Source organism: Serratia nevei, assembly GCF_024160145.1.
GTDB lineage: Bacteria > Pseudomonadota > Gammaproteobacteria > Enterobacterales > Enterobacteriaceae > Serratia > Serratia nevei_A.
In genome coordinates this window covers 45,814-66,225 of sequence record NZ_JAMYWQ010000008.1, presented here as the reverse complement: position 1 = coordinate 66,225, position 20,412 = coordinate 45,814, and the positions used below count along the sequence as shown (strand labels likewise).

Sequence of the window (20,412 nt, the reverse complement as noted above, 5' to 3'; positions counted from 1 at the left end):
TACGATAAAGAATGGAAAAGACAAACAGTCAGCTCGACACCGCATACGACCCAAAACAGATCGAACAGAAGCTGTACGATCATTGGGAGAATCAGGGTTACTTCAAGCCGAACGGCGACACCAGCCAGGAAAGCTTCTGCATCATGATCCCGCCGCCGAACGTCACCGGCAGCCTGCACATGGGCCACGCGTTCCAGCAGACCATCATGGACACCATGATTCGCTATCAGCGCATGCAGGGTAAAAACACCCTGTGGCAGGCGGGCACCGACCACGCCGGCATCGCCACCCAGATGGTGGTGGAGCGCAAGATCGCCGCGGAAGAAGGCAAAACCCGCCACGACTACGGCCGTGACGCGTTCATCGACAAAATCTGGCAGTGGAAGGCGGAGTCCGGCGGCACCATCACCCGTCAGATGCGCCGTCTGGGCAACTCCGTGGACTGGGAGCGCGAGCGCTTCACCATGGACGAAGGCCTGTCGAACGCGGTGCGCGAAGTGTTTGTCCGTCTGCACAAAGAAGACCTGATCTACCGCGGCAAGCGCCTGGTGAACTGGGATCCGAAGCTGCGCACCGCCATCTCCGATCTGGAAGTGGAAAACCGCGAGTCCAAAGGCTCCATGTGGCACCTGCGCTACCCGCTGGCCGACGGCGCGAAAACCGCCGAGGGCAAAGACTACCTGGTGGTCGCCACCACCCGTCCGGAAACCGTGCTGGGCGATACCGGCGTGGCGGTCAACCCGGAAGATCCGCGCTATAAAGACCTGATCGGCAAAGAGATCATTCTGCCGCTGGTCGGCCGCCGCATTCGCATCGTCGGCGACGAACACGCCGATATGGAAAAAGGCACCGGCTGCGTGAAGATCACCCCGGCGCACGATTTCAACGACTACGAAGTCGGCAAACGCCACGGCCTGCCGATGATCAACATTCTGACCTTCGACGGTGACATCCGTCAGGAAGCGGAAGTGTTCAACACCCTGGGCGAAGTCTGCACCGACTACTGCAACGAGATCCCGGCCGAGTTCCGTGGCCTGGAGCGCTTCGCGGCGCGTAAAGCGGTGGTTGCCGCCTTCGATCAGTTGGGCCTGCTGGACGAAATCAAACCGCACGACCTGACGGTGCCTTACGGCGACCGCGGCGGCGTGGTGATCGAGCCGATGCTGACCGACCAATGGTACGTGCGCACCGCGCCGCTGGCCAAAGTGGCGGTGGAAGCGGTCGAACAGGGCGATATCCAGTTCGTGCCGAAGCAGTACGAAAACATGTACTTCAGCTGGATGCGTGACATTCAGGACTGGTGCATCTCGCGTCAGCTGTGGTGGGGCCACCGCATCCCGGCCTGGTATGACGTGAACGGCAAAGTCTACGTGGGCCGCAGCGAAGAAGAAGTGCGCAGCGAGAACAACCTGGGCGCCGACGTGGTGCTGACCCAAGACGAAGACGTGCTGGACACCTGGTTCTCGTCCGGCCTGTGGACCTTCTCCACCCTGGGCTGGCCGGAGCAGACCGACGCGCTGAAAACCTTCCACCCGACCAGCGTGATGGTCAGCGGCTTCGACATCATCTTCTTCTGGATCGCGCGCATGATCATGCTGACCATGCACTTCATCAAGGATGAAAACGGCAAGCCGCAGGTGCCGTTCAAGACCGTCTACATGACCGGTCTTATCCGCGACGACGAAGGCCAGAAGATGTCCAAGTCGAAAGGCAACGTGATCGATCCGCTGGACATGGTCGACGGCATCTCGCTGGAAGATCTGCTGGAAAAACGCACCGGCAACATGATGCAGCCGCAGCTGGCGGAGAAAATCCGCAAGCGCACCGAGAAGCAGTTCCCGAACGGTATCGAGCCGCACGGCACCGACGCCCTGCGCTTCACCCTGGCGGCGCTGGCCTCGACCGGCCGCGACATCAACTGGGACATGAAGCGCCTGGAAGGCTACCGCAACTTCTGTAACAAGCTGTGGAACGCCAGCCGCTTCGTGCTGATGAACACCGAAGCGCACGACTGCGGCTTCAACGGCGGCGAGAAAGTGCTGTCGCTGGCGGATCGCTGGATCCTGGCCGAATTCAATCGCACGGTGAAAGCCTACCGCGAAGCGCTGGACACCTACCGCTTCGATCTGGCGGCCAACATCCTGTACGAATTCACCTGGAACCAGTTCTGCGACTGGTATCTGGAGCTGACCAAGCCGGTGGTGAGCAACGGCAGCGAAGCGGAACAGCGAGGCACCCGCCACACGCTGATCACCGTGCTGGAAGCGCTGCTGCGCCTGGCGCACCCGATCATTCCGTTCATCACCGAAACCATCTGGCAGCGTGTGAAGCCGCTGACCGGCACGACCGCAGACACCATCATGCTGCAGCCGTTCCCGGCCTACGACGCCGCGCTGGAAGACGAGCAGGCGCTGAACGATCTGGAGTGGATCAAGCAAACCATCATCGCCGTGCGCAACATCCGCGCCGAGATGAACATCGCGCCAAGCAAAGCGCTCGACGTGCTGCTGCGCAACTGCAGCGCCGACGCCCAGCGCCGCGTGCAGGAGAACCAAAGCTTTATCGCCCGTCTGGCGCGCCTGGAATCCATCGCGCTGCTGCCGGCCGGTGATAAAGGCCCGGTCTCCGTCACCAAACTGGTGGACGGCGCCGAGCTGCTGATCCCGATGGCCGGTTTCATCGACAAGGACGCCGAGATCGCGCGCCTGGCGAAAGAGATGGGCAAGCTGGATGCGGAAATCGCTTCGATCGAAGGCAAGCTGGCGAACGAAGGCTTCGTGGCGCGCGCGCCGGAAGCGGTAGTCGCCAAAGAACGCGATCGTCTGGCGGCCTGCAAAGAAGGCAAAGTGAAGCTGCAGGAACAGCAGGCGACCATCGCCGCGCTGTAATCCACCGGCTCACGCCAACGCCTGAAAAACAGCGGGGTCTTCCCCGCTGTTTTTTTATCGCCGTTGCATCCGGGCCGGGTTAGATGTTATTACAAGATATTACTGCTGCAGGGACGCCGCCGGGAAATAACCCCCGGCGCGTTTCGTGCTGCGATAAAAACGAAAAACGAACGTGGTCTCTTTCAATGGCGAGTGTAAACATGACAACAGCAACCCCGGCGCGCCTGCTGGTGCGCCCCATCACGGCGGAAGACAATCCCGCCATTGCTCACGTCATTCGCGAAGTCTCCGCCGAGCACGGCCTGACGGCGGATAAAGGCTATACCGTCTCCGATCCCAATCTGGACGCTCTGTATCAGCTCTACAGCCTGCCGCGCAGCGCTTACTGGGTGATCGAGGTGGACGGCCAGGTCGCCGGCGGCGGCGGCATCGCGCCGCTGCAGGGCGGCGCAGACGATATTTGCGAATTGCAGAAGATGTATTTCCTGCCGGTGTTGCGCGGCAAGGGATTGGCAAAACGCCTGGCGCTGCAGGCGCTGGATTTCGCCCGCCAGCACGGCTTCCGCTGTTGTTACCTCGAGACCACCGCCAGCCTGACGCAGGCCGTTGCGCTGTATGAACACCTGGGCTTCGAACACATCGACCACGCGATGGGCGCCACCGGCCACGTCGATTGCGAAGTCACCATGCTGAAAACGCTGTAATCGCCCCCCGCCTCTCTATCATGGCGCAGCGTGCTGCGCCATTTTATTAATATCGCAATCAATCAGTAAAACTCGCTATAACGCCGTTTTTAAAGCAGATTAACTGACGTTAAAAACCACGATGTAAATTTAATGTGAAGTTCGTTAATAAATTAACGATCGCAAATTGACCGTTTTTTCCCCCGCGCTACTCTGCCAGTATCCCAATCGCGCACGGAGAGCTGTCATGTCGGAAAACACCTTTGATTACATCATCGTCGGCGCCGGTTCCGCCGGCTGTGTGCTGGCGGCGCAGCTGATCCGCCGCACCCAGGCGCGGGTGCTGCTGCTGGAAGCCGGCGGCGACGACAATAACCTGTTCATCAAGATGCCGGCCGGGGTGGCCAAGATCATCGCCAAAAAGAGCTGGCCCTACGAGACGGAACCGGAACCGCACGCCAACAACCGCCGCATGCAGATCGCACAGGGCAAGGTGCTGGGCGGCAGCAGTTCGGTCAACGGCATGATCTACCTGCGCGGCCAGCCGCAGGACTACGACGACTGGGCCGACCGCTACGGCTGCACCGGCTGGAGCTACCGTGAGGTGCTGCCCTACTTCAAACGCGCCGAGGCCAACGAAAGCCTGTCGGACGACTACCACGGCGCCGACGGGCTGCTGCCGGTCAGCGAAAACCGCTACCGCCACCCGCTCAGCATGGCGTTTATCCGCGCTGGCCAGGAGCTGAACCTGCCCTATCGCAACGACTTCAACGGCGACAGCCAGCACGGCGTCGGTTTCTACCAGACCACCACCCACAACGGCGAACGCGCCAGCACCGCCCGCACCTACCTGAAGGCGGTGCGCGACGAACGGCGGCTGGTGGTGAAACTGAACGCCCTGGCGCATCGGCTGACCTTCGAGCGCAACGTCGCCACCGGCGTGGTCTACAGCCAGAACGGCGGCGCGGAAGTCACCGCGCGCGCCACCAAAGAGGTTATTGTCAGCGCCGGCGCGGTCGGTTCGCCGAAGCTGCTGATGCTCTCCGGCATCGGCCCGCGCGACCACCTGCAGCAGCTGGGCATCGAGGTGCGGGCGGATCTGCCGGTGGGCAAAAACTTCCACGACCACCTGCACATGTCGATCAACGTCAGCACCCACGAGCCGATCAGCCTGTTCGGCGCCGATCGCGGCCTGCAGGCGCTGAGCCACGGCGCGCAGTGGCTGGCGTTTCGCAGCGGCGTGCTCTCGTCCAACGTGCTGGAAGGCGCCGCCTTCACCGACAGCCAGGGCGACGGCCGGCCGGACGTGCAGATCCACTTCCTGCCGATGCTCGACAGCTGGGACGACGTGCCCGGTGAGCCGCTGCCGAACATTCACGGCTTCACGCTCAAGGTCGGCTACCTGCAGCCGAAGGCGCGCGGCGAAGTGCTGCTACGCAGCAGCAACCCGCGCGATCCGGTTAAGCTGCACGCCAACTACCTCGGCCACCCGGACGATTTGGCCGGCAGCGTGCGCGCGGTGAAGTTCGGTCTGGGTTTCCTGCAAACCGCGGCGCTGAAGCCGCTGATTAAAGATTTGCTGATGCCGCAGCCGGAGTGGACGCGCGACGAGGCGCAGCTGGAAGCGTTCGTGCGCAACTTCTGCAAGACGGTGTATCACCCGGTGGGCAGCTGCCGCATGGGGCCGTCGCCGCAGGACGCGGTGACCGATCCGCAGCTGCGAGTGCACGGTTTTGAACAGCTGCGGGTGATCGACTGCTCGGTGATGCCGCAGCTCACCAGCGGCAACACCAATGCGCCGACCATCATGCTGGCGGAAAAGGCGGTGGATCTGTTGCTGGGCGCGCCGCAGTAGGGGCGCCCCTCAACGTCAGGCGGCGGCGGGTACGCCGCTGTGGAAGCGCAGTTCGCTGTCCGGCGACAGGATCAGTTCAGCTTCGAGGCGGCCGAAATGCGCCACCCGTTCGCTGATGTCGCCGCCGGCGATCTGCTCGGCCAGCGTCAGGTAGTCCTGATAGTGGCGCGCTTCGGATCGCAGCAGCGAGACGTAAAAGCGGTTCAGCTCGTCGTCCAGGTGCGGCGCCAGTTTGGCGAAGCGTTCGCAGGATCGCGCTTCGATGTAGGCACCGCAGATCAGTTTGTCGATCAGCGTCGCCGGATCGTGGGTGCGGATCTCGCGGATCATGCCCTTGGCGTAGCGGCTGGCGGTGATCTTGCGATACGGAATGCCGCGCGTCTGCATGATCTCCAGCACCTGCGAGAAATGATGCAACTCTTCCTTGATCAACAGCACCATGCGATCCGCCAGATCCTGGCCGTAGGCCGAGCCGTTTTTCGGCAGGATCTTGCGGGTGAACTGGCCCTGGCGAAACAGCGTGTCCGGCGCGCCCTGCGCTTCGTGCAGAAACGCCTCGTAAGGGCGCAGCAGCGCCAACAGCGCGTCGCCGCTCTCTTTGTCCGCCACGTAGCGGCGGATCAGCCACATGCCGGTCTGCGCGGCCTTCAGCTCGCACACCAGGTGGTCAGTCAGCAACAGCTGCAGGTTTTCCGGACGGCGCGCGGCGTCGATCCAGGCCTCGGGCGTTTCACAGTGCAGGAAGCTTAAAATCGGGGCTAACAGGGATTGGTATGTCATGGCGTCATTGCCCTATGTATTTCAAGTTGCAGCTAGGCGGCCAGCTCACTCATCCCCAGGAGCTTACTTAGGTAAGTGACTGGGGTGAGGGAGTGCAGCCAACAACGCTGCAGCTTGAAAGACGACGGGGATATCAGGGGCCGGCGAAAACCGGCCCATGTGAATAAGCGGGGTTAATCAGTGGCGTTTGCCGTCGTCGTCTTCGTCGATGTAGTCGTCGTCTTCGTCATCCTCACCGTCTTCACCGTTCGGATCTTCGAAGTAGGTGCCCCAGCCGTCGTAGTTGACGCCGCAGCGTTCCGCCAGCGCCACCAGCTGCTCGACCTGAGCGTCGATCAGCTCGGCGTTCAGGCCGACTTCGCTGATCACGTCGCAGCACATCACCATCGACCCGTCTTCCACTTCCAGCTCTTCGGCGTCGGTCACTTCGTAGCCCAGCTTGAAGGCTTCAACGGCGGCCTGCTCCAGAACCTCAAATTTCTCGGCGGACAGATGGTGCTCGATGGTGTAGAGCGCGTCCGGATCGCTGCCGTCTTCCAGCAGTTCTTCGATGATCAGGCGGGTCTCTTCACGTTGTTCTTCCAGCAATTCGCGGTTTGCCATGCCTATATCCTCAAGTCAAATGGCCTTCATTCCTTCTATTTTCACACACCGCCGACATTGCTTCCACGATAAACGTGAAAGATTTCCTCGCCGGGGTTGAAATTGAATATTCATACATATAAAGTGAATTTTAATTCAATTACACAATCAGGGAATCGGACTATGAGCACCGGCAATGCGTTCTACCAACGTCACTTTCTGAGGTTAATGGATTTCACCCCCGCCGAGCTGCAGGCGCTGCTGCGGCTTTCGGCCGATCTGAAGCAGGCCAAGAAGCAAGGGCAGGAACAGCGCCGGCTGCAGGGCAAAAACATTGCGCTCATCTTCGAAAAAGACTCGACCCGCACGCGATGCTCTTTCGAAGTTGCCGCATTCGATCAGGGCGCCCAGGTCACTTACCTCGGCCCGAGCGGCAGCCAGATCGGCCATAAAGAGTCGATGAAAGACACCGCCCGGGTGCTGGGCCGCCTGTACGACGGTATTCAGTATCGCGGCTACGGCCAGGCGCTGGTGGAAACCCTGGCGGAATACGCCGGCGTGCCGGTATGGAACGGCCTGACCGACGAGTTCCACCCCACCCAACTGCTGGCGGATCTGCTCACCGTGCAGGAGCACCTGCCGGGCAAGGCGCTGAGCGAAGTGAAACTGGCGTACATCGGCGACGCGCGCAACAACATGGGCAACACGCTGCTGGAAGCCGCCGCGCTGGCGGGCATGGATCTGCGGCTGGTGGCGCCGAAGGCCTGCTGGCCGCAGCCGGAGCTGGTGGCCGAATGCCAGGCGCTGGCGCAGCAAACCGGCGCGAAACTCACCCTGACCGAAGACATCGCCGAAGGGGTGCAGGACGCCGACTTCCTCTACACCGACGTGTGGGTGTCGATGGGCGAACCGAAAGAGACCTGGCAGGAGCGTATCGCGCTGCTGCGGCCGTATCAGGTCAACATGGCGATGCTGAAGCTGACCGGCAACCCGAACGTGAAGTTCCTGCACTGCCTGCCGGCGTTCCACGACGATCAAACCACGCTCGGCAAGCAGATGGCGCAGCAGTACGATCTGCACGGCGGCATGGAAGTGACCGACGACGTGTTCGAATCAGCGCACAGCGTGGTGTTCGATCAGGCGGAAAACCGGCTGCACACCATCAAGGCGGTGCTGGTCGCCACGCTGAGCGAAACCCTCTGACAGTCCTCCCCTCCGCCCTGGCGCCCCCGGCCAGGGCGGCTAATATATTCCTGGAATATCAAATAGCGGATTGGCCTTTGCCCACCGCCGGCAAAGGTTCTACCGTGACAGGCCGACGGCGCCCGCGCCGTGAAAACCAACGATAACAAACCGTTCTCAGCGCCGCCTGGCGGCGCCTTCAGGGGATACACACCGATGAAAGCCAAACTCTTGCCGCTGTTCCTGCTCGCCGCCCTGCCCGCCGCCGCGTTAGCCGCCACGCCGCCGAATACGCTGGTGGTGGTGCAATCGCTGGATGACATCGTCAGCCTCGATCCGGCGGAAGCCAACGAACTCTCCAGCATCCAGACGGTGCCCAGCCTGTATCAACGATTGGTGCAGGCGGATCGCGACGATCCGGCCAAGGTGGCGCCGGTGCTGGCGGAAAGCTGGCAGGGCGATGCGGCGGCCAAAACGCTGACGGTGAAACTGCGGCCGCAGGCGGCGTTCGCCTCCGGCAACCCGCTAACCGCCGACGACGTGATCTTTTCCTACAGCCGCGCGGTCAAAATGAACAAATCGCCGGCGTTCATCCTCAACGTGCTCGGCTGGCAGCCGGACAACATCGACGCGCAGCTGAAGAAGATCGACGAACATACCGTGCAGCTGCGCTGGACGGCGGACGTCAGCCCGGCGGTGGCGCTGAATATCCTCTCGACGCCGATCGCCTCGATCGTCGACAGCAAGGCAACGCTGGCCAACGTCAAAGACGGCGACTTCGGCAACGCCTGGCTGAAAATGCACTCCGCCGGCAGCGGCCCGTTCAAGATGCGCGTCTATCAGCCGCATCAGGCGATCGTGCTGGACGCCAACCCCACCGCGCCGGGCGACAAGCCGCAGCTGAAAAACATCATCATTAAAAACGTGCCGGATCCGGCCACCCGCCGCCTGCTGATCCAGCAGGGCGACGCCGATATCGCCCGCGAACTGGGCGCCGATCAGACCGACACGCTGAAAAACCAGCCGGGCGTCAAGGTGCTGGAGATCCCGTCCGCCGAACAAAACTACCTGGTGTTCAACACCGGTAACGGCGCCAATCCGCTGCTGAACAACCCGGCCTTCTGGGAAGCGGCGCGCTACCTGGTGGATTATCAGGGCATCACGAAGGATCTGCTGAAGGGCCAATACTTCGTGCACCAGAGCTTCCTGCCGGTCGGGCTGCCGGGCGCGCTGGAGACCAATCCGTTCAGCTACGATCCGGCCAGGGCGAAAGCCATCCTGGCCAAGGCGGGCATCACCCACGCCGCCTTTACGCTCGACGTAGAGAACAAACCACCGTTCATCACCATCGCGCAGGCGCTGCAGGGCAGCTTCGCCGCCGCCGGCGTGAAGGTAGAACTGCTGCCGGCGGCGGGCAGCCAGGTTTACTCCCGCGTGCGCGCCAGGCAGCATCAGGCGGCGATCCGCCTGTGGATCCCGGATTACTTCGACGCCCACTCCAACGCCAGCGCCTTCGCCTACAACGACGGCAAGAGCAGCACGGTGGCCGGGCTGAACGGCTGGCAGATCCCGCAGTTGAACCAGCAGACGCTGGCGGCGCTGGCAGAAGCCGATCCGGCCAAGCGCCGCGCGCTGTACACCGCCATGCAGCAGGAACTGCAGCGCAGTTCGCCGTACGTGTTTATCGATCAGGCCAAAACCGAAGTGGTGCTGCGCGACAACGTCAAAGGCTACCAGCAGGGGCTGAACGCCGACATGGTCTATTACGATCGCGTCAGCAAATAGCCGGCGGGCGGCCATCGCCGGCCAATCGATTGCGGAGCGGCAAAAAACGGCGTTTTAACGCTTGCAGTGGCGAAAAGCGCGAGTATAATGCGCCACAATTTGCCAGGAGAAAGCATGAAAAACGACGTTTGTTTTGTTAGCCGCAATCGACAAAACCGACTGCCTATCGGCGGCCAGCTGCCGTTGTTTCTCCTGTTGCTGAACCGATCGTTTCAAGCCCCTCATTGAGGGGCTTTTTTTTGCCTTAAAAAGTCCCGCGCCACGGGCACGCGTCGAGGAGGAGTGAAAAATGGCCAACCCGCTGTATCACAAACACATCATCTCTATTAACGATCTCAGCCGCGAGGATCTGGAGCTGGTGCTGCGCACCGCCGCCGGTCTGAAAGCCAACCCGCAGCCGGAACTGTTGAAACACAAGGTGATCGCCAGCTGCTTCTTCGAAGCCTCGACCCGTACCCGCCTGTCGTTCGAAACCTCGATGCACCGCCTCGGCGCCTCGGTGGTGGGCTTCGCCGACGGCAGCAACACCTCGCTCGGCAAGAAAGGCGAAACCCTGGCCGACACCATCTCGGTGATCAGCACCTACGTGGACGCTATCGTGATGCGTCATCCGCAGGAAGGCGCGGCGCGCATGGCCGCTGAATTCTCCGGCAACGTGCCGGTGCTCAACGCCGGCGACGGTGCCAACCAGCACCCGACCCAGACCCTGCTGGATCTGTTCACCATCCAGGAAACTCAGGGCCGCCTGAGCAACCTCAGCATCGCCATGGTCGGCGACCTGAAGTACGGCCGCACCGTGCACTCGCTCACCCAGGCGCTGGCCAAGTTCGAAGGCAACCGCTTCTACTTCATCGCCCCGGACGCGCTGGCGATGCCGGCCTACATCCTGAAAATGCTGGAAGAGAAAGGCATCGAGTACAGCCTGCACGGCAGCATTGAAGAAGTGGTGCCGGAACTGGATATTCTCTACATGACCCGGGTACAGAAAGAGCGTCTCGATCCTTCCGAGTACGCCAACGTGAAGGCGCAGTTCGTGCTGCGCGCTGCGGATCTGGCCGGCGCGCGCGCCAACCTCAAGGTGCTGCACCCGCTGCCGCGCATCGACGAGATCGCCACCGACGTGGATAAAACGCCGTACGCTTACTACTTCCAGCAGGCGGGCAACGGCATCTTCGCCCGCCAGGCGCTGCTGGCGCTGGTGCTCAACGCAGATTTGGCTCTTTAAGGGGGAACCGCCATGACTCACGACAACAAACTGCAGGTCGAAGCGATCAAATGCGGCACGGTGATCGACCACATTCCGGCGCAGATCGGTTTTAAACTGCTGACGCTGTTCAAGCTGACCGCCACCGACCAGCGCATCACCATCGGCCTGAACCTGCCCTCCAACGAGCTGGGCCGCAAGGATCTGATCAAGATCGAGAACACCTTCCTGACCGAGCAGCAGGCCAACCAGCTGGCGATGTACGCGCCAAAGGCCACGGTAAACCGCATCGACAACTATGAAGTGGTGCGCAAGCTGACCCTCAGCCTGCCGGATCACATCGACGGCGTGCTGACCTGCCCGAACAGCAACTGCATCAGCCGCAGCGAGCCGGTGGCGTCGAGCTTCAGCGTGAAGCCGCGCGACGGCGAAGTGCACCTGAAGTGCCGCTACTGCGAAAAAGAGTTCGAGCATCAGGTGGTGTTGCAGGCCGACTGAATTCTGCCCTTTTAGCGGGAGCGGCGCTGTTAATCTGCGCGTCACTCCCTATAATGGATGCCTGAAAATAACTCTACCCACGTTGCTACCCACCGAATTTTACGCTGCGGCCGACCGCGCGGCAGCGTGAAAGACAACGGGTCTATCAGGAGAAAACATGTCACGTAATATCAGCACTGAACTCGCCCCGGCAGCCATTGGTCCTTACGTGCAGGGCGTTGATCTGGGCAGCATGATCATCACTTCCGGCCAGATCCCGGTCGATCCGAAAACCGGCGCCGTTGCCGACGACGTGGCCGCTCAGGCGCGCCAGTCGCTGGAAAACGTCAAGGCGATCGTCGAAGCCGCCGGCCTGATCGTTGCCGACATCGTGAAAACCACCGTGTTCGTGAAAGACCTGAACGACTTCGCCACCGTCAACGCCGCGTACGAAGCCTTCTTCACCGAGCACAGCGCGCCGTTCCCGGCCCGCTCCTGCGTGGAAGTGGCGCGTCTGCCAAAAGACGTGAAGATCGAAATCGAAGCCATCGCCGTGCGTCGTTAATCGACACGCATGCGAATCACGGCCAGTGCAGACTGGCCGTTTTTATTTGTCCCCTCACTCCGTTTTAAGCCCCCGCAGCAGCGCCTCCAGCGGGTACACCGCCGCAATCACCACTTCGTCGCGCGTCTGCGCCGCCGCATCCAGCTGGCGCTGCGCTTGCTCGGCCTCGGCCCGGCTCAGCGGTTTGCCCTGCTGATGGCATTCCAGCAGCGTTAAGCCCAGCGTGGCCAAGGCGCCAACGTCCTGCGCCACCGGCGCCAGATCCCGCAGCGTGCGGTTGCCCGCGATCGCCGTCTGCAGTGCCGCGCCGTTCGCCTGCCAGCGCTGCAGCCGTTCGCGCAGCGCCTGCGCCGCCGCCTTATCGCGCTTATCCTTCAGCAAGGCCGCGACCTGGGCATGCATGTCGCGCACCGCGCTGCTCTCCGGCGGCAGCGCATCGGCAAAGCGGTTCAGCGGTTCGAACTGGTGATAGTTGCCGGCCTGGAACTTCAGGTGCTGGCGGGTGTAATACTGCGCCGGCTCCACCGCCTCGGCCAGGATCTGCAGCGGCAGGATCTGCACGCTGTTGCTCAGCCGGGTGAATTCGCGCGCCGTTTCCGCATGCTGCTGCAGGCCGACCGACACCACCGACCAGGCGTCGATCGCCGCCAGCCGCCGGTACATGTTGCTTTCGTCGGTAACGTCCTGCGCCGACCACAGCCGCTCCGCCACCGCGAAGGCGCGCGGCCACAGCTTGAGATCGAGAAGCGGCGCACGCACGTTTTCCGCCCACAGCGCCGCTTCGCCGCCGAGAATGTTGGCCTGCCCTTTCTCGTCCGGCACCACCGGCATCTTGCCCGCCGGCACCGCCGCCAGTTTGTCGCCGCGGGTGGGGTAACGCACGTTGCCGACCAACGTATAGCCGCTGAGCTTGTCCTGCTGCAGCGTGAACACCGGCCGCGTGTCGCCCATCCAGGTATCGACGCGGAACGTCACCTGCTGCGGCGTGCGCCAGACGATGTCGTGCACCGCGCGGCGCGACTTGCCGTTGAAATCGATGAAGCCGCGCCAGCCCTGCTTGCCCTCGATCAGCGTGAAGCTGCCTTCCACCGCGCTGCCCTTCAGGCGCGGCATGCTGAAGCGCCAGCTTTGCGCCTGCTCGCCGGGCTGCACCGCCGTCTCGACCCCCAGCGGCTGCGGCAGAATTTCATTGCGGTAGTGATAGGCGGTGCTTTGCGGCTGATCGAGATAGAAACCGGTGGAGAGAATGCCCTGATAGCCGTCCTGGGCGCTGGCACCCAGCGAGTCTTGCCCCTGCCAGGACTGAATGACGATCGAACGCGGCAGCGACGGATGATAGATCTCGTCCCAGCCGACCATCTGCCGCTGGTGCTTCTCGAGGATCTTTTCCAGCTTCTGGTTGAAGTAGGCCTGCAGCGCATGGGTATCCGCCAGCCCGTTCTTCTGCATAAACGCCTGAATCGACGGCGATGCCCGCCACTGACTGGCATCAACTTCGTCGCCGCCGATGTGCAGATAAGGATCGGGGAAGATCGCCGCCAGCTCGCCGACGATCGTGTCGACAAACCGATACACCTCGTCGCGGGTCGGATCGAGCGTCGGCTTATGCACGCCCCACTCGCGCTCCATGCGATACGGCCCCGGCGCGCTCATCAGGTCGGGATAGGCCACCGCGATGCTGGAGGCGTGCCCCGGCATGTCAATCTCCGGCACCACGCGAATGCCGCGCGCCGTGGCGTAAGCCACCACCTGCCGCATCTGCTCGCGGGTGTAGAACTGGCCGTCGCTGGCCTGCTGTTGCAGTTTGGGGTAGTGCTCGGAGGCAAAGCGCCAGCCCTGATCGTCGGTCAGGTGCCAGTGGAACACGTTAAGCTTGGCCGCCGCCATGCCGTCGAGCTGGCGCAGAATGTCCGGCAGCGGCAGGAAATGGCGTGCCGAATCCAACAAGACGCCGCGCCACGGGAAGCGCGGCACGTCGCGGATATCCACCAGCGGCAGGAAGGTGTTTTGCCCGTCGGTCTGCAGCAGCTGCAGCAGGGTCTCCATGCCGCGCAGCGCGCCGAAGCGGGTGTTGGCGGTCAGCGTGGCGCCCTGCGGCGTGACCGCCAGCCGGTAGCTCTCGTCGCTGCCCGGCAGCGGCTGCGCCGCCACCCGGTCCTTGATCACCACCTTGATCGCCGCGCCGTTTGCTTCTTCCATCGGCGCCAGCGTCCAGCCGGTCTGCAGTTCGATGCGCTGGCGCCAGCGCGGCAGCGCGTCGCCCAGGTCGTCACCCTGCAGCGTCAGAGACAAGCGATGATCCAGCACCAGCTTGCCCGCCGGTTGCGTCACTTCCACCTGCTGCGGCCAGGGCATCAGCGGCAGATCGCCGGCCGGCTGCGCCAGCGCGCCGCAAGAAAACCATAACGATGAAGCCAGTAGCGTATAACGGAAAGGTCTGTGCATCGGAAATTCCTCAGAGGAAAAAAACAAAATATCCCCAATGAATTTCAAACCACCGCTAGGCGATAAACAACAACGCGTTGGTTTGAAAGGCGCAGGGGAAAACAGCCAACGCTGTAGATAAAGACGCAGCACAGAACAGATGTCCAACCGTTGCGGTGAAAAAGCGGACGGGATCACAGTTGCCCCCTCCCGGCCGGAGGGGGCGAGCGGGTTATTGCCAGCCGTAGCGGCGCACGAACCAGCCTTTCACGCACTGGGTCAGCACCATGTAACCGGCGAGGATCAGCACCAGCCACGGGAAGTAGCCGAGCGGCAGCGCCTGCAGCTGCAGGAAGCCGGCCAGCGGCGAGAACACCAGGCCGATGCCGGTGGCGATCACCGCCAGCGTCATGATGCACAGCGGCCAGGACGGGCGGCTCTGGATAAACGGAATTTTGCGCGTGCGGATCATGTGCACGATCAGCGTTTGCGACAGCAACCCTTCCACGAACCAGCCGGACTGGAACAGCGTCTGCATTTCCGGCGTATTGGCCTTGAACACCCACCACATCAGGCTGAAGGTCAGCACGTCGAAGATCGAGCTGATCGGCCCAAAGAACACCATAAACCGCCCCAAATCGGCGGAGTTCCAGCGCTGCGGCTGGGTAATTTGATCGTCGTCGACGTTATCGAACGGGATGGCGATCTGCGAGATATCGTACATCAGGTTCTGAATCAACAGGTGCAGCGGCAACATCGGCAGGAACGGCAGGAAGGCGCTGGCGATCAGCACGCTGAACACGTTACCGAAGTTGGAGCTGGCAGTCATCTTGATGTATTTCAGCATGTTGGCGAAGGTACGGCGCCCTTCGATCACCCCTTGCTCCAGCACCATCAGGCTTTTTTCCAGCAGGATGATGTCCGCCGCTTCCTTGGCGATGTCCACCGCCGAATCGACGGAGATGCCGATATCGGCCGCGCGCAGCGCCGGCGCGTCATTGATGCCGTCGCCCATAAAGCCCACCACGTGCCCCTGGCGGCGCAGCAGTTTGACGATGCGCTCCTTGTGCAGCGGCGTCAGCTTGGCGAACACCGTGGTGCGCGCCGCCGCCTGCGCCAGCTGCTCGTCGTCCATCTGCTCGATCTCGCTGCCGCGCAGCAGGTGCTCGGCCGCCAGCCCGACGTCCCGGCATACTTTGGCGGCCACCAGCTCGTTGTCGCCGGTAAGGATCTTCACCGTGACGCCGTTCTGTTTCAGCGCCGCCAGCGCCGGCGCGGTGCTCTCCTTCGGCGGATCGAGGAAGGCGACGTAGCCTTCGAGGATCAGATCCGACTCGTCCGCCACGCCGTATTCGTGGGTTTGCGCTGGCAGGATCTTGTTGGCCACCGCCACCACCCGCAGCCCCTGCTGGTTGAGATCGTCGGTGATGCGGCGAATGCGCGCCAGCAGCGCCTCGCTGAGCGGGATCACCTCGTCTTCGTGGCGCACGTGGCTGCAAATCGCCAGCATCTCTTCCAGCGCGCCCTTGCACACCAGCTCGTGATACTCGTTGTCCTTGGCCACCACCACCGACATGCGGCGGCGCACGAAATCGAACGGGATCTCATCCACCTTGCGGTAGTGCTGCAGCGCTTCCGGCTGCTGATTTTGCTCCGCGCAGCTCAGCACCGCCACGTCGAGCAGGTTTTTCAGCCCGGTCTGGTAGAAGCTGTTCAGCCAGGCGTAGCGCAGCACCCGCTCGCTGCTGGCGCCGAACACGTCGGTGTGGCGCTCCAGCACGATCTTGTCCTGAGTCAGGGTGCCGGTCTTGTCGGTGCACAGAATATCCATGGCGCCGAAGTTCTGGATGGCGTCCAGGCGTTTGACGATCACCTTCTGGCGCGACAGCTTCACCGCCCCTTTGGCCAGCGTCGAGGTGACGATCATCGGCAGCATTTCCGGGGTCAGCCCGACCGCCACCGACAGCGCGAACAGCGCCGCTTCCCACCAGTCGCCCTTGGTGTAGCCGTTGATCAGCAGCACGATCGGCGTCATCACCAGCATAAAGCGGATCAGCAGCCAGCTGACCTTGCTGATGCCGCTCTGGAAGGCGTTCGGCTGATCATCCTGGCTGGTGACGCGCTGCGCCAGCTGGCCGAAGTAGGTGTTGCCGCCGGTGCCGATCACCATCGCCAGCGCGGTGCCGCTGACCACGTTGGTGCCCATGAAGCACAGGTTCTGACAGTCGAGCGGATCGGCCGCCGACGCCTGCGGCGCCGCGGATTTTTCCACCGGCAGCGATTCGCCGGTCAGCGCCGCCTGGCTGATGAACAGATCCTTGGCCGACAGCACGCGCAGATCCGCCGGGATCATGTCGCCGGCCGCCAGCTTGATGATATCGCCCGGCACCAGCTGCGCGATCGGCAGTTCCACGTGCTCGCTCTTGCCGGTGAGCGCATCGCTGCGGATCACCGTGGCAGTGTTGCTCACCATGGCTTTCAGCGCGTCGGCCGCCCGGTTGGAGCGCGCCTCCTGGATGAAGTTCAGCAGCGTGGAGATCAGCACCATCAGCGCGATCACCAAGGCGCCGGTCAGATCCTCGGTGGCATAAGAGATCATGCCGAGCGCGGTCAGCAGCAGGTTGAACGGGTTGCGGTAGCAGTGCCAGAGGTGCTGCCACCAGGCCTCTTTCTGCTGATCGTCGATAACGTTCTCGCCGCACCGCCGGCGCACCTGTTCCGCCTCATGGGCGGTGATGCCTTCCGGGTGGCTGTGAAAACGCTCAAAGAGTTGCATCGTCTCTGCGGCGGCGCATTCCAGCCGCTGCTGCGCCAGGCCGGCCGGCATATCGCGCGCAGCGCCGCCGACGCTGTCCAGCAGGCTGTCGCGGTGCACCAAACGGCGCGGAAGGCTGCGGGCGAACAGGCCCAGCAGCTGACGGGGGAGTTTTTTCAGTTTCATGGTCGCACCTCGTCGCCCGGTGCCTCACGGCAGCGGGTAAACGGGGATCGTCATCGGCCGGGCAGATGGCGGGCACGCCAAAAAGCCTCTGCCAATGCAGATCCTTATTCTTTTTTTCAGCAGCAGGAGCGAACGACGAAGCGCGCGCCACCGGTTACCGTGATGTACTTCACCGGTAAAACAGCAGCGCCAGGCGGAGAGGTTTTACCGGAGAACCGAGTGAGTGTCTAAAGCAGTCGGGTCGGGGTCCATATGGGGTATAACCTCCGGTAAAGGGAAAAACAGAGCGGCAGGAGCGGCCGTTCATCGCAATGTCACAATCCCGTTTTGCATCAAGATCCGCGTCGGAAAATGAGCTATGCTGACGGGCATTCATTATTGGCCGTCAATTTACGCCTTACAACCTAAACGACAAGTAAACCATGCAAAACCGGCTGACCATCAAGGACATCGCACGCCTGAGCGGCGTAGGCAAATCCACCGTCTCACGCGTGCTGAACAATGAAGGCAGCGTGAGCCCGCAAACCCGCGAACGGGTGGAAGCGGTGATCCGTCAGCAGGGGTTTACCCCCTCCAAGTCGGCGCGCGCCATGCGCGGCCAGAGCGACAAGGTGGTAGGCATCATCGTTTCCCGTCTCGATTCGCCGTCGGAAAACCAGGCGGTGCGCACCATGCTGCCGCTGCTGTATCAGCAGGGCTTCGACCCGATCGTGATGGAGAGCCAGTTCGAAACCCGCCTGGTGCAGGAGCACCTGCACGTGCTGCGCCAGCGCAACGTCGACGGGGTGATCCTGTTCGGCTTCACCGGCCTGACCGCGGCGATGCTCAAACCGTGGCAGGAAAAAATGGTGGTGATGGTGCGTGAATACGACGGCTTCTCGTCCGTCTGCTACGACGACGCCGGCGCGGTGAACCTGCTGATGGATCGCCTGCACCGGCAGGGGCACCGGCACATCGGCTATCTGGGGGTGCAGCTCAGCGACGCCACCACCGGCCAGCGCCGCTATCAGGCCTACCTCGACGCCTGTGAACGCCTCAAGCTCACGCCGCGCGCCACGCTGGGCGAGCTGAGCTATCAGAGCGGTTTCCAGCACGCCGCCGAGGTGATCGACTCGCACACCAGCGCGCTGATCTGCGCCTCCGACAGCATCGCCCTGGGGGCGATAAAATACCTGCAGCAGCAGCCGGCGCACGCCATTCAGGTGTGCGCCATCGGCAACACCCCGCTGCTCAGCTTCCTGTTCCCCGATACCCTGTCGGTCGAGTTCGGCTACGGCAGCGCCGGCCTGCTGGCGGCGCAGCAGCTACTGGCGCAGCTCAGCGGCGAACAGGGGATCCGCCGCCTGGTGGTGCCCAGCAAACTTTCCTGACGATCTGCTTGGAAGTTGACCATTTTTTGTCATTTTGTGATCCTCGCCCCAAACCGGGAACGTTCCCATTTCATTCAAAAAGCCGAGTGGCTAAGCTTTGATCATTACTCAGTCAACACCTCTGCAGGTATCCCATAATGAGCAAAGTAAAACAGCAGGATATTGATCGCCTGATTGTTTTGGTCGGCGGCCGCGAGAACATCGCCACCGTCAGCCATTGCATTACCCGGCTGCGTTTCGTCCTCAATGACCCCAGCAAGGCCAGCCCCAAAGAAATCGAAGAGCTGCCGATGGTCAAAGGTTGCTTCACAAACGCCGGGCAGTTCCAGGTGGTGATCGGCACCGACGTCGGCGACTACTATCAGGCGCTGATCGCCAGCACCGGCGTCAACGAGGCCGACAAGGAACAGGCCAAGGTCGCCGCGCGCCAGAACATGACCTGGACCGAGCGCACCATCTCTCACTTCGCCGAGATCTTCTTCCCGCTGCTGCCGGCGCTGATCAGCGGCGGCCTGATCCTCGGCTTCCGCAACGTGATCGGCGACATCCCGATGTCCGACGGCCAAACGCTGGCGCAGATGCACCCGGCGTGGAAAACCGTTTACGACTTCCTGTGGCTGCTGGGTGAAGCGATCTTCATGTTCCTGCCGGTGGCCATCTGCTGGTCGACGGTGAAAAAGATGGGCGGCACGCCAGTGCTCGGCATCGTGCTGGGCGTCACCCTGGTGTCGCCGCAGCTGATGAACTCCTACCTGCTCGGCCAGCAAACGCCGGAAGTGTGGAACTTCGGCTGGTTCGTGATCCAGAAAGTGGGCTATCAGGCGCAGGTGATCCCGTCGATCCTGGCGGGCATGGCGCTGGGCTGGATCGAAACCCGGCTGAAAAAGATCGTCCCCGACTATCTCTATCTGGTGGTGGTGCCGGTGGTTTCGCTGCTGCTGGCGGTGTTCCTGGCGCACGCGCTGATCGGGCCGTTCGGCCGCATGATCGGCGACGGCGTCGCCTGGGCGGTGAAAGCGGTGATGACCGGCAGCTTCGCCCCGGTGGGCGCCGCGCTGTTCGGCTTCCTGTATGCGCCGCTGGTGATCACCGGCGTGCACCAGACCACGCTGGCCATCGACATGCAGATGATCCAGAGCATGGGCGGCACCCCGGTATGGCCGCTGATTGCGCTGTCCAACATCGCGCAGGCCTCGGCGGTGCTCGGCATCATCATCATCAGCCGCAAGGCCAACGAGCGTGAAATTTCGGTGCCGGCGGCGATCTCTGCCTACCTCGGCGTGACCGAACCGGCGATGTACGGCATCAACCTCAAATACCGCTTCCCGATGCTGTGCGCGATGATCGGCTCCGCGATCGCAGGCCTTATCTGCGGCCTGGACGGCGTGATGGCCAACGGCATCGGCGTCGGCGGCCTGCCGGGCATCCTGTCTATCAAACCGCAGTTCTGGCTGATTTACTCGCTGGCGATTCTGGTGGCGATCGTCATCCCGCTGGTGCTGACCATCATGGTCTACAAGCGCAAGGCAGCCCGTGGCGAGCTGCCGGTTTAATTGACGCAAAATACGCAACATGAATGTAGGGGCTGGAAATACCCTATAGCTTTCGAGCTGCAGCTAGGCGGCAAGGGTGCAAATCCCCAGGAGCTTACTCAAGTAAGTGACTGGGGTGCAGCG

The 20,412-nt window shown here is 62.4% G+C and carries 14 protein-coding genes; 10 read left to right on the top strand and 4 right to left on the bottom strand.

Annotation, left to right across the window (positions count from 1 at the left end):
• The first annotated feature begins 11 nt into the window (after window positions 1-11).
• The 3 genes from M6G53_RS08165 (at window position 12) to M6G53_RS08155 (ending at window position 5,426) form a co-directional block, all read left to right on the top strand.
• Complete coding sequence (locus tag M6G53_RS08165; RefSeq protein WP_253330395.1) at window positions 12-2,888, top strand: valine--tRNA ligase; 2,877 nt, start codon at window positions 12-14, stop codon at window positions 2,886-2,888.
• A gap of 200 nt (window positions 2,889-3,088) precedes the next feature.
• Window positions 3,089-3,592: a GNAT family N-acetyltransferase gene (locus M6G53_RS08160; protein WP_004933360.1), complete on the top strand. Its 504-nt coding sequence runs from the start codon at window positions 3,089-3,091 to the stop codon at window positions 3,590-3,592.
• A gap of 226 nt (window positions 3,593-3,818) precedes the next feature.
• Window positions 3,819-5,426 (top strand): GMC family oxidoreductase, encoded by a 1,608-nt coding sequence (locus tag M6G53_RS08155; RefSeq protein ID WP_253330387.1) that lies wholly within the window; start codon window positions 3,819-3,821, stop codon window positions 5,424-5,426.
• A 15-nt stretch (window positions 5,427-5,441) separates the two neighbouring features.
• Here the strand turns inward: M6G53_RS08155 and miaE are convergent, their stop codons facing one another.
• A complete protein-coding gene (miaE, locus tag M6G53_RS08150) occupies window positions 5,442-6,206 on the bottom strand; it encodes a tRNA isopentenyl-2-thiomethyl-A-37 hydroxylase MiaE (protein ID WP_253330386.1) in 765 nt (254 codons plus the stop codon).
• Between the two features lie 177 nt (window positions 6,207-6,383).
• On the bottom strand, window positions 6,384-6,809 hold the full coding sequence (gene rraB, locus M6G53_RS08145; RefSeq protein WP_253330384.1) for a ribonuclease E inhibitor RraB: 426 nt from the start codon (window positions 6,807-6,809) through the stop codon (window positions 6,384-6,386).
• A 162-nt stretch (window positions 6,810-6,971) separates the two neighbouring features.
• Between rraB and argF the strand changes: the two genes are divergently transcribed.
• The 5 genes from argF to ridA all read left to right on the top strand — a co-directional run bounded on the left by argF (window position 6,972) and on the right by ridA (window position 12,001).
• Window positions 6,972-7,991 (top strand): ornithine carbamoyltransferase, encoded by a 1,020-nt coding sequence (gene argF, locus M6G53_RS08140; protein ID WP_253330382.1) that lies wholly within the window; start codon window positions 6,972-6,974, stop codon window positions 7,989-7,991.
• A 195-nt stretch (window positions 7,992-8,186) separates the two neighbouring features.
• Window positions 8,187-9,755, top strand: coding sequence for an ABC transporter substrate-binding protein (locus tag M6G53_RS08135; protein WP_253330380.1), 1,569 nt, complete (start codon window positions 8,187-8,189; stop codon window positions 9,753-9,755).
• Window positions 9,756-10,044: 289 nt separating this feature from the next.
• Entirely contained in the window at window positions 10,045-10,980 is a 936-nt protein-coding gene (gene pyrB / locus M6G53_RS08130) for an aspartate carbamoyltransferase (RefSeq protein ID WP_048232532.1), read from the top strand.
• 12 nt (window positions 10,981-10,992) lie between these two features.
• Window positions 10,993-11,457, top strand: a complete 465-nt coding sequence (gene pyrI / locus M6G53_RS08125; RefSeq protein ID WP_038879023.1) for an aspartate carbamoyltransferase regulatory subunit — start codon at window positions 10,993-10,995, stop codon at window positions 11,455-11,457.
• A gap of 157 nt (window positions 11,458-11,614) precedes the next feature.
• The gene (gene ridA, locus M6G53_RS08120) at window positions 11,615-12,001 is read left to right on the top strand and encodes a 2-iminobutanoate/2-iminopropanoate deaminase (RefSeq protein ID WP_004933379.1); all 387 of its coding nucleotides are present in this window, start codon (window positions 11,615-11,617) and stop codon (window positions 11,999-12,001) included.
• A gap of 54 nt (window positions 12,002-12,055) precedes the next feature.
• Here ridA and M6G53_RS08115 read toward each other — a convergent pair whose 3' ends face one another.
• Both M6G53_RS08115 and mgtA read right to left on the bottom strand, forming a co-directional pair.
• On the bottom strand, window positions 12,056-14,446 hold the full coding sequence (locus M6G53_RS08115) for a beta-N-acetylhexosaminidase (RefSeq protein WP_253330378.1): 2,391 nt from the start codon (window positions 14,444-14,446) through the stop codon (window positions 12,056-12,058).
• A 211-nt stretch (window positions 14,447-14,657) separates the two neighbouring features.
• Window positions 14,658-17,366: a magnesium-translocating P-type ATPase gene (gene mgtA / locus M6G53_RS08110; RefSeq protein ID WP_253330376.1), complete on the bottom strand. Its 2,709-nt coding sequence runs from the start codon at window positions 17,364-17,366 to the stop codon at window positions 14,658-14,660.
• Window positions 17,367-17,788: 422 nt separating this feature from the next.
• Here mgtA and treR point away from each other — a divergent pair, with 422 nt between their 5' ends.
• Window positions 17,789-18,736, top strand: coding sequence for a trehalose operon repressor TreR (gene treR, locus M6G53_RS08105; protein WP_038879034.1), 948 nt, complete (start codon window positions 17,789-17,791; stop codon window positions 18,734-18,736).
• Window positions 18,737-18,873: 137 nt separating this feature from the next.
• Window positions 18,874-20,289 (top strand): PTS trehalose transporter subunit IIBC, encoded by a 1,416-nt coding sequence (treB, locus tag M6G53_RS08100; protein ID WP_049198760.1) that lies wholly within the window; start codon window positions 18,874-18,876, stop codon window positions 20,287-20,289.
• Window positions 20,290-20,412: the final 123 nt, after the last annotated feature.

Excerpts from the sequence above, each read along its gene's own strand:
- miaE (WP_253330386.1), bottom strand. The coding sequence starts at position 6,206 with ATGACATACCAATCCCTGTTAGCCCCGATTTTAAGCTTCCTGCACTGT.
- M6G53_RS08115 (WP_253330378.1), bottom strand. The coding sequence starts at position 14,446 with ATGCACAGACCTTTCCGTTATACGCTACTGGCTTCATCGTTATGGTTT.
- rraB (WP_253330384.1), bottom strand. The coding sequence starts at position 6,809 with ATGGCAAACCGCGAATTGCTGGAAGAACAACGTGAAGAGACCCGCCTG.
- M6G53_RS08155 (WP_253330387.1), top strand. The coding sequence starts at position 3,819 with ATGTCGGAAAACACCTTTGATTACATCATCGTCGGCGCCGGTTCCGCC.
- pyrI (WP_038879023.1), top strand. The coding sequence starts at position 10,993 with ATGACTCACGACAACAAACTGCAGGTCGAAGCGATCAAATGCGGCACG.
- pyrB (WP_048232532.1), top strand. The coding sequence starts at position 10,045 with ATGGCCAACCCGCTGTATCACAAACACATCATCTCTATTAACGATCTC.
- M6G53_RS08160 (WP_004933360.1), top strand. The coding sequence starts at position 3,089 with ATGACAACAGCAACCCCGGCGCGCCTGCTGGTGCGCCCCATCACGGCG.
- M6G53_RS08135 (WP_253330380.1), top strand. The coding sequence starts at position 8,187 with ATGAAAGCCAAACTCTTGCCGCTGTTCCTGCTCGCCGCCCTGCCCGCC.
- treR (WP_038879034.1), top strand. The coding sequence starts at position 17,789 with ATGCAAAACCGGCTGACCATCAAGGACATCGCACGCCTGAGCGGCGTA.
- treB (WP_049198760.1), top strand. The coding sequence starts at position 18,874 with ATGAGCAAAGTAAAACAGCAGGATATTGATCGCCTGATTGTTTTGGTC.
- argF (WP_253330382.1), top strand. The coding sequence starts at position 6,972 with ATGAGCACCGGCAATGCGTTCTACCAACGTCACTTTCTGAGGTTAATG.
- mgtA (WP_253330376.1), bottom strand. The coding sequence starts at position 17,366 with ATGAAACTGAAAAAACTCCCCCGTCAGCTGCTGGGCCTGTTCGCCCGC.
- M6G53_RS08165 (WP_253330395.1), top strand. The coding sequence starts at position 12 with ATGGAAAAGACAAACAGTCAGCTCGACACCGCATACGACCCAAAACAG.
- ridA (WP_004933379.1), top strand. The coding sequence starts at position 11,615 with ATGTCACGTAATATCAGCACTGAACTCGCCCCGGCAGCCATTGGTCCT.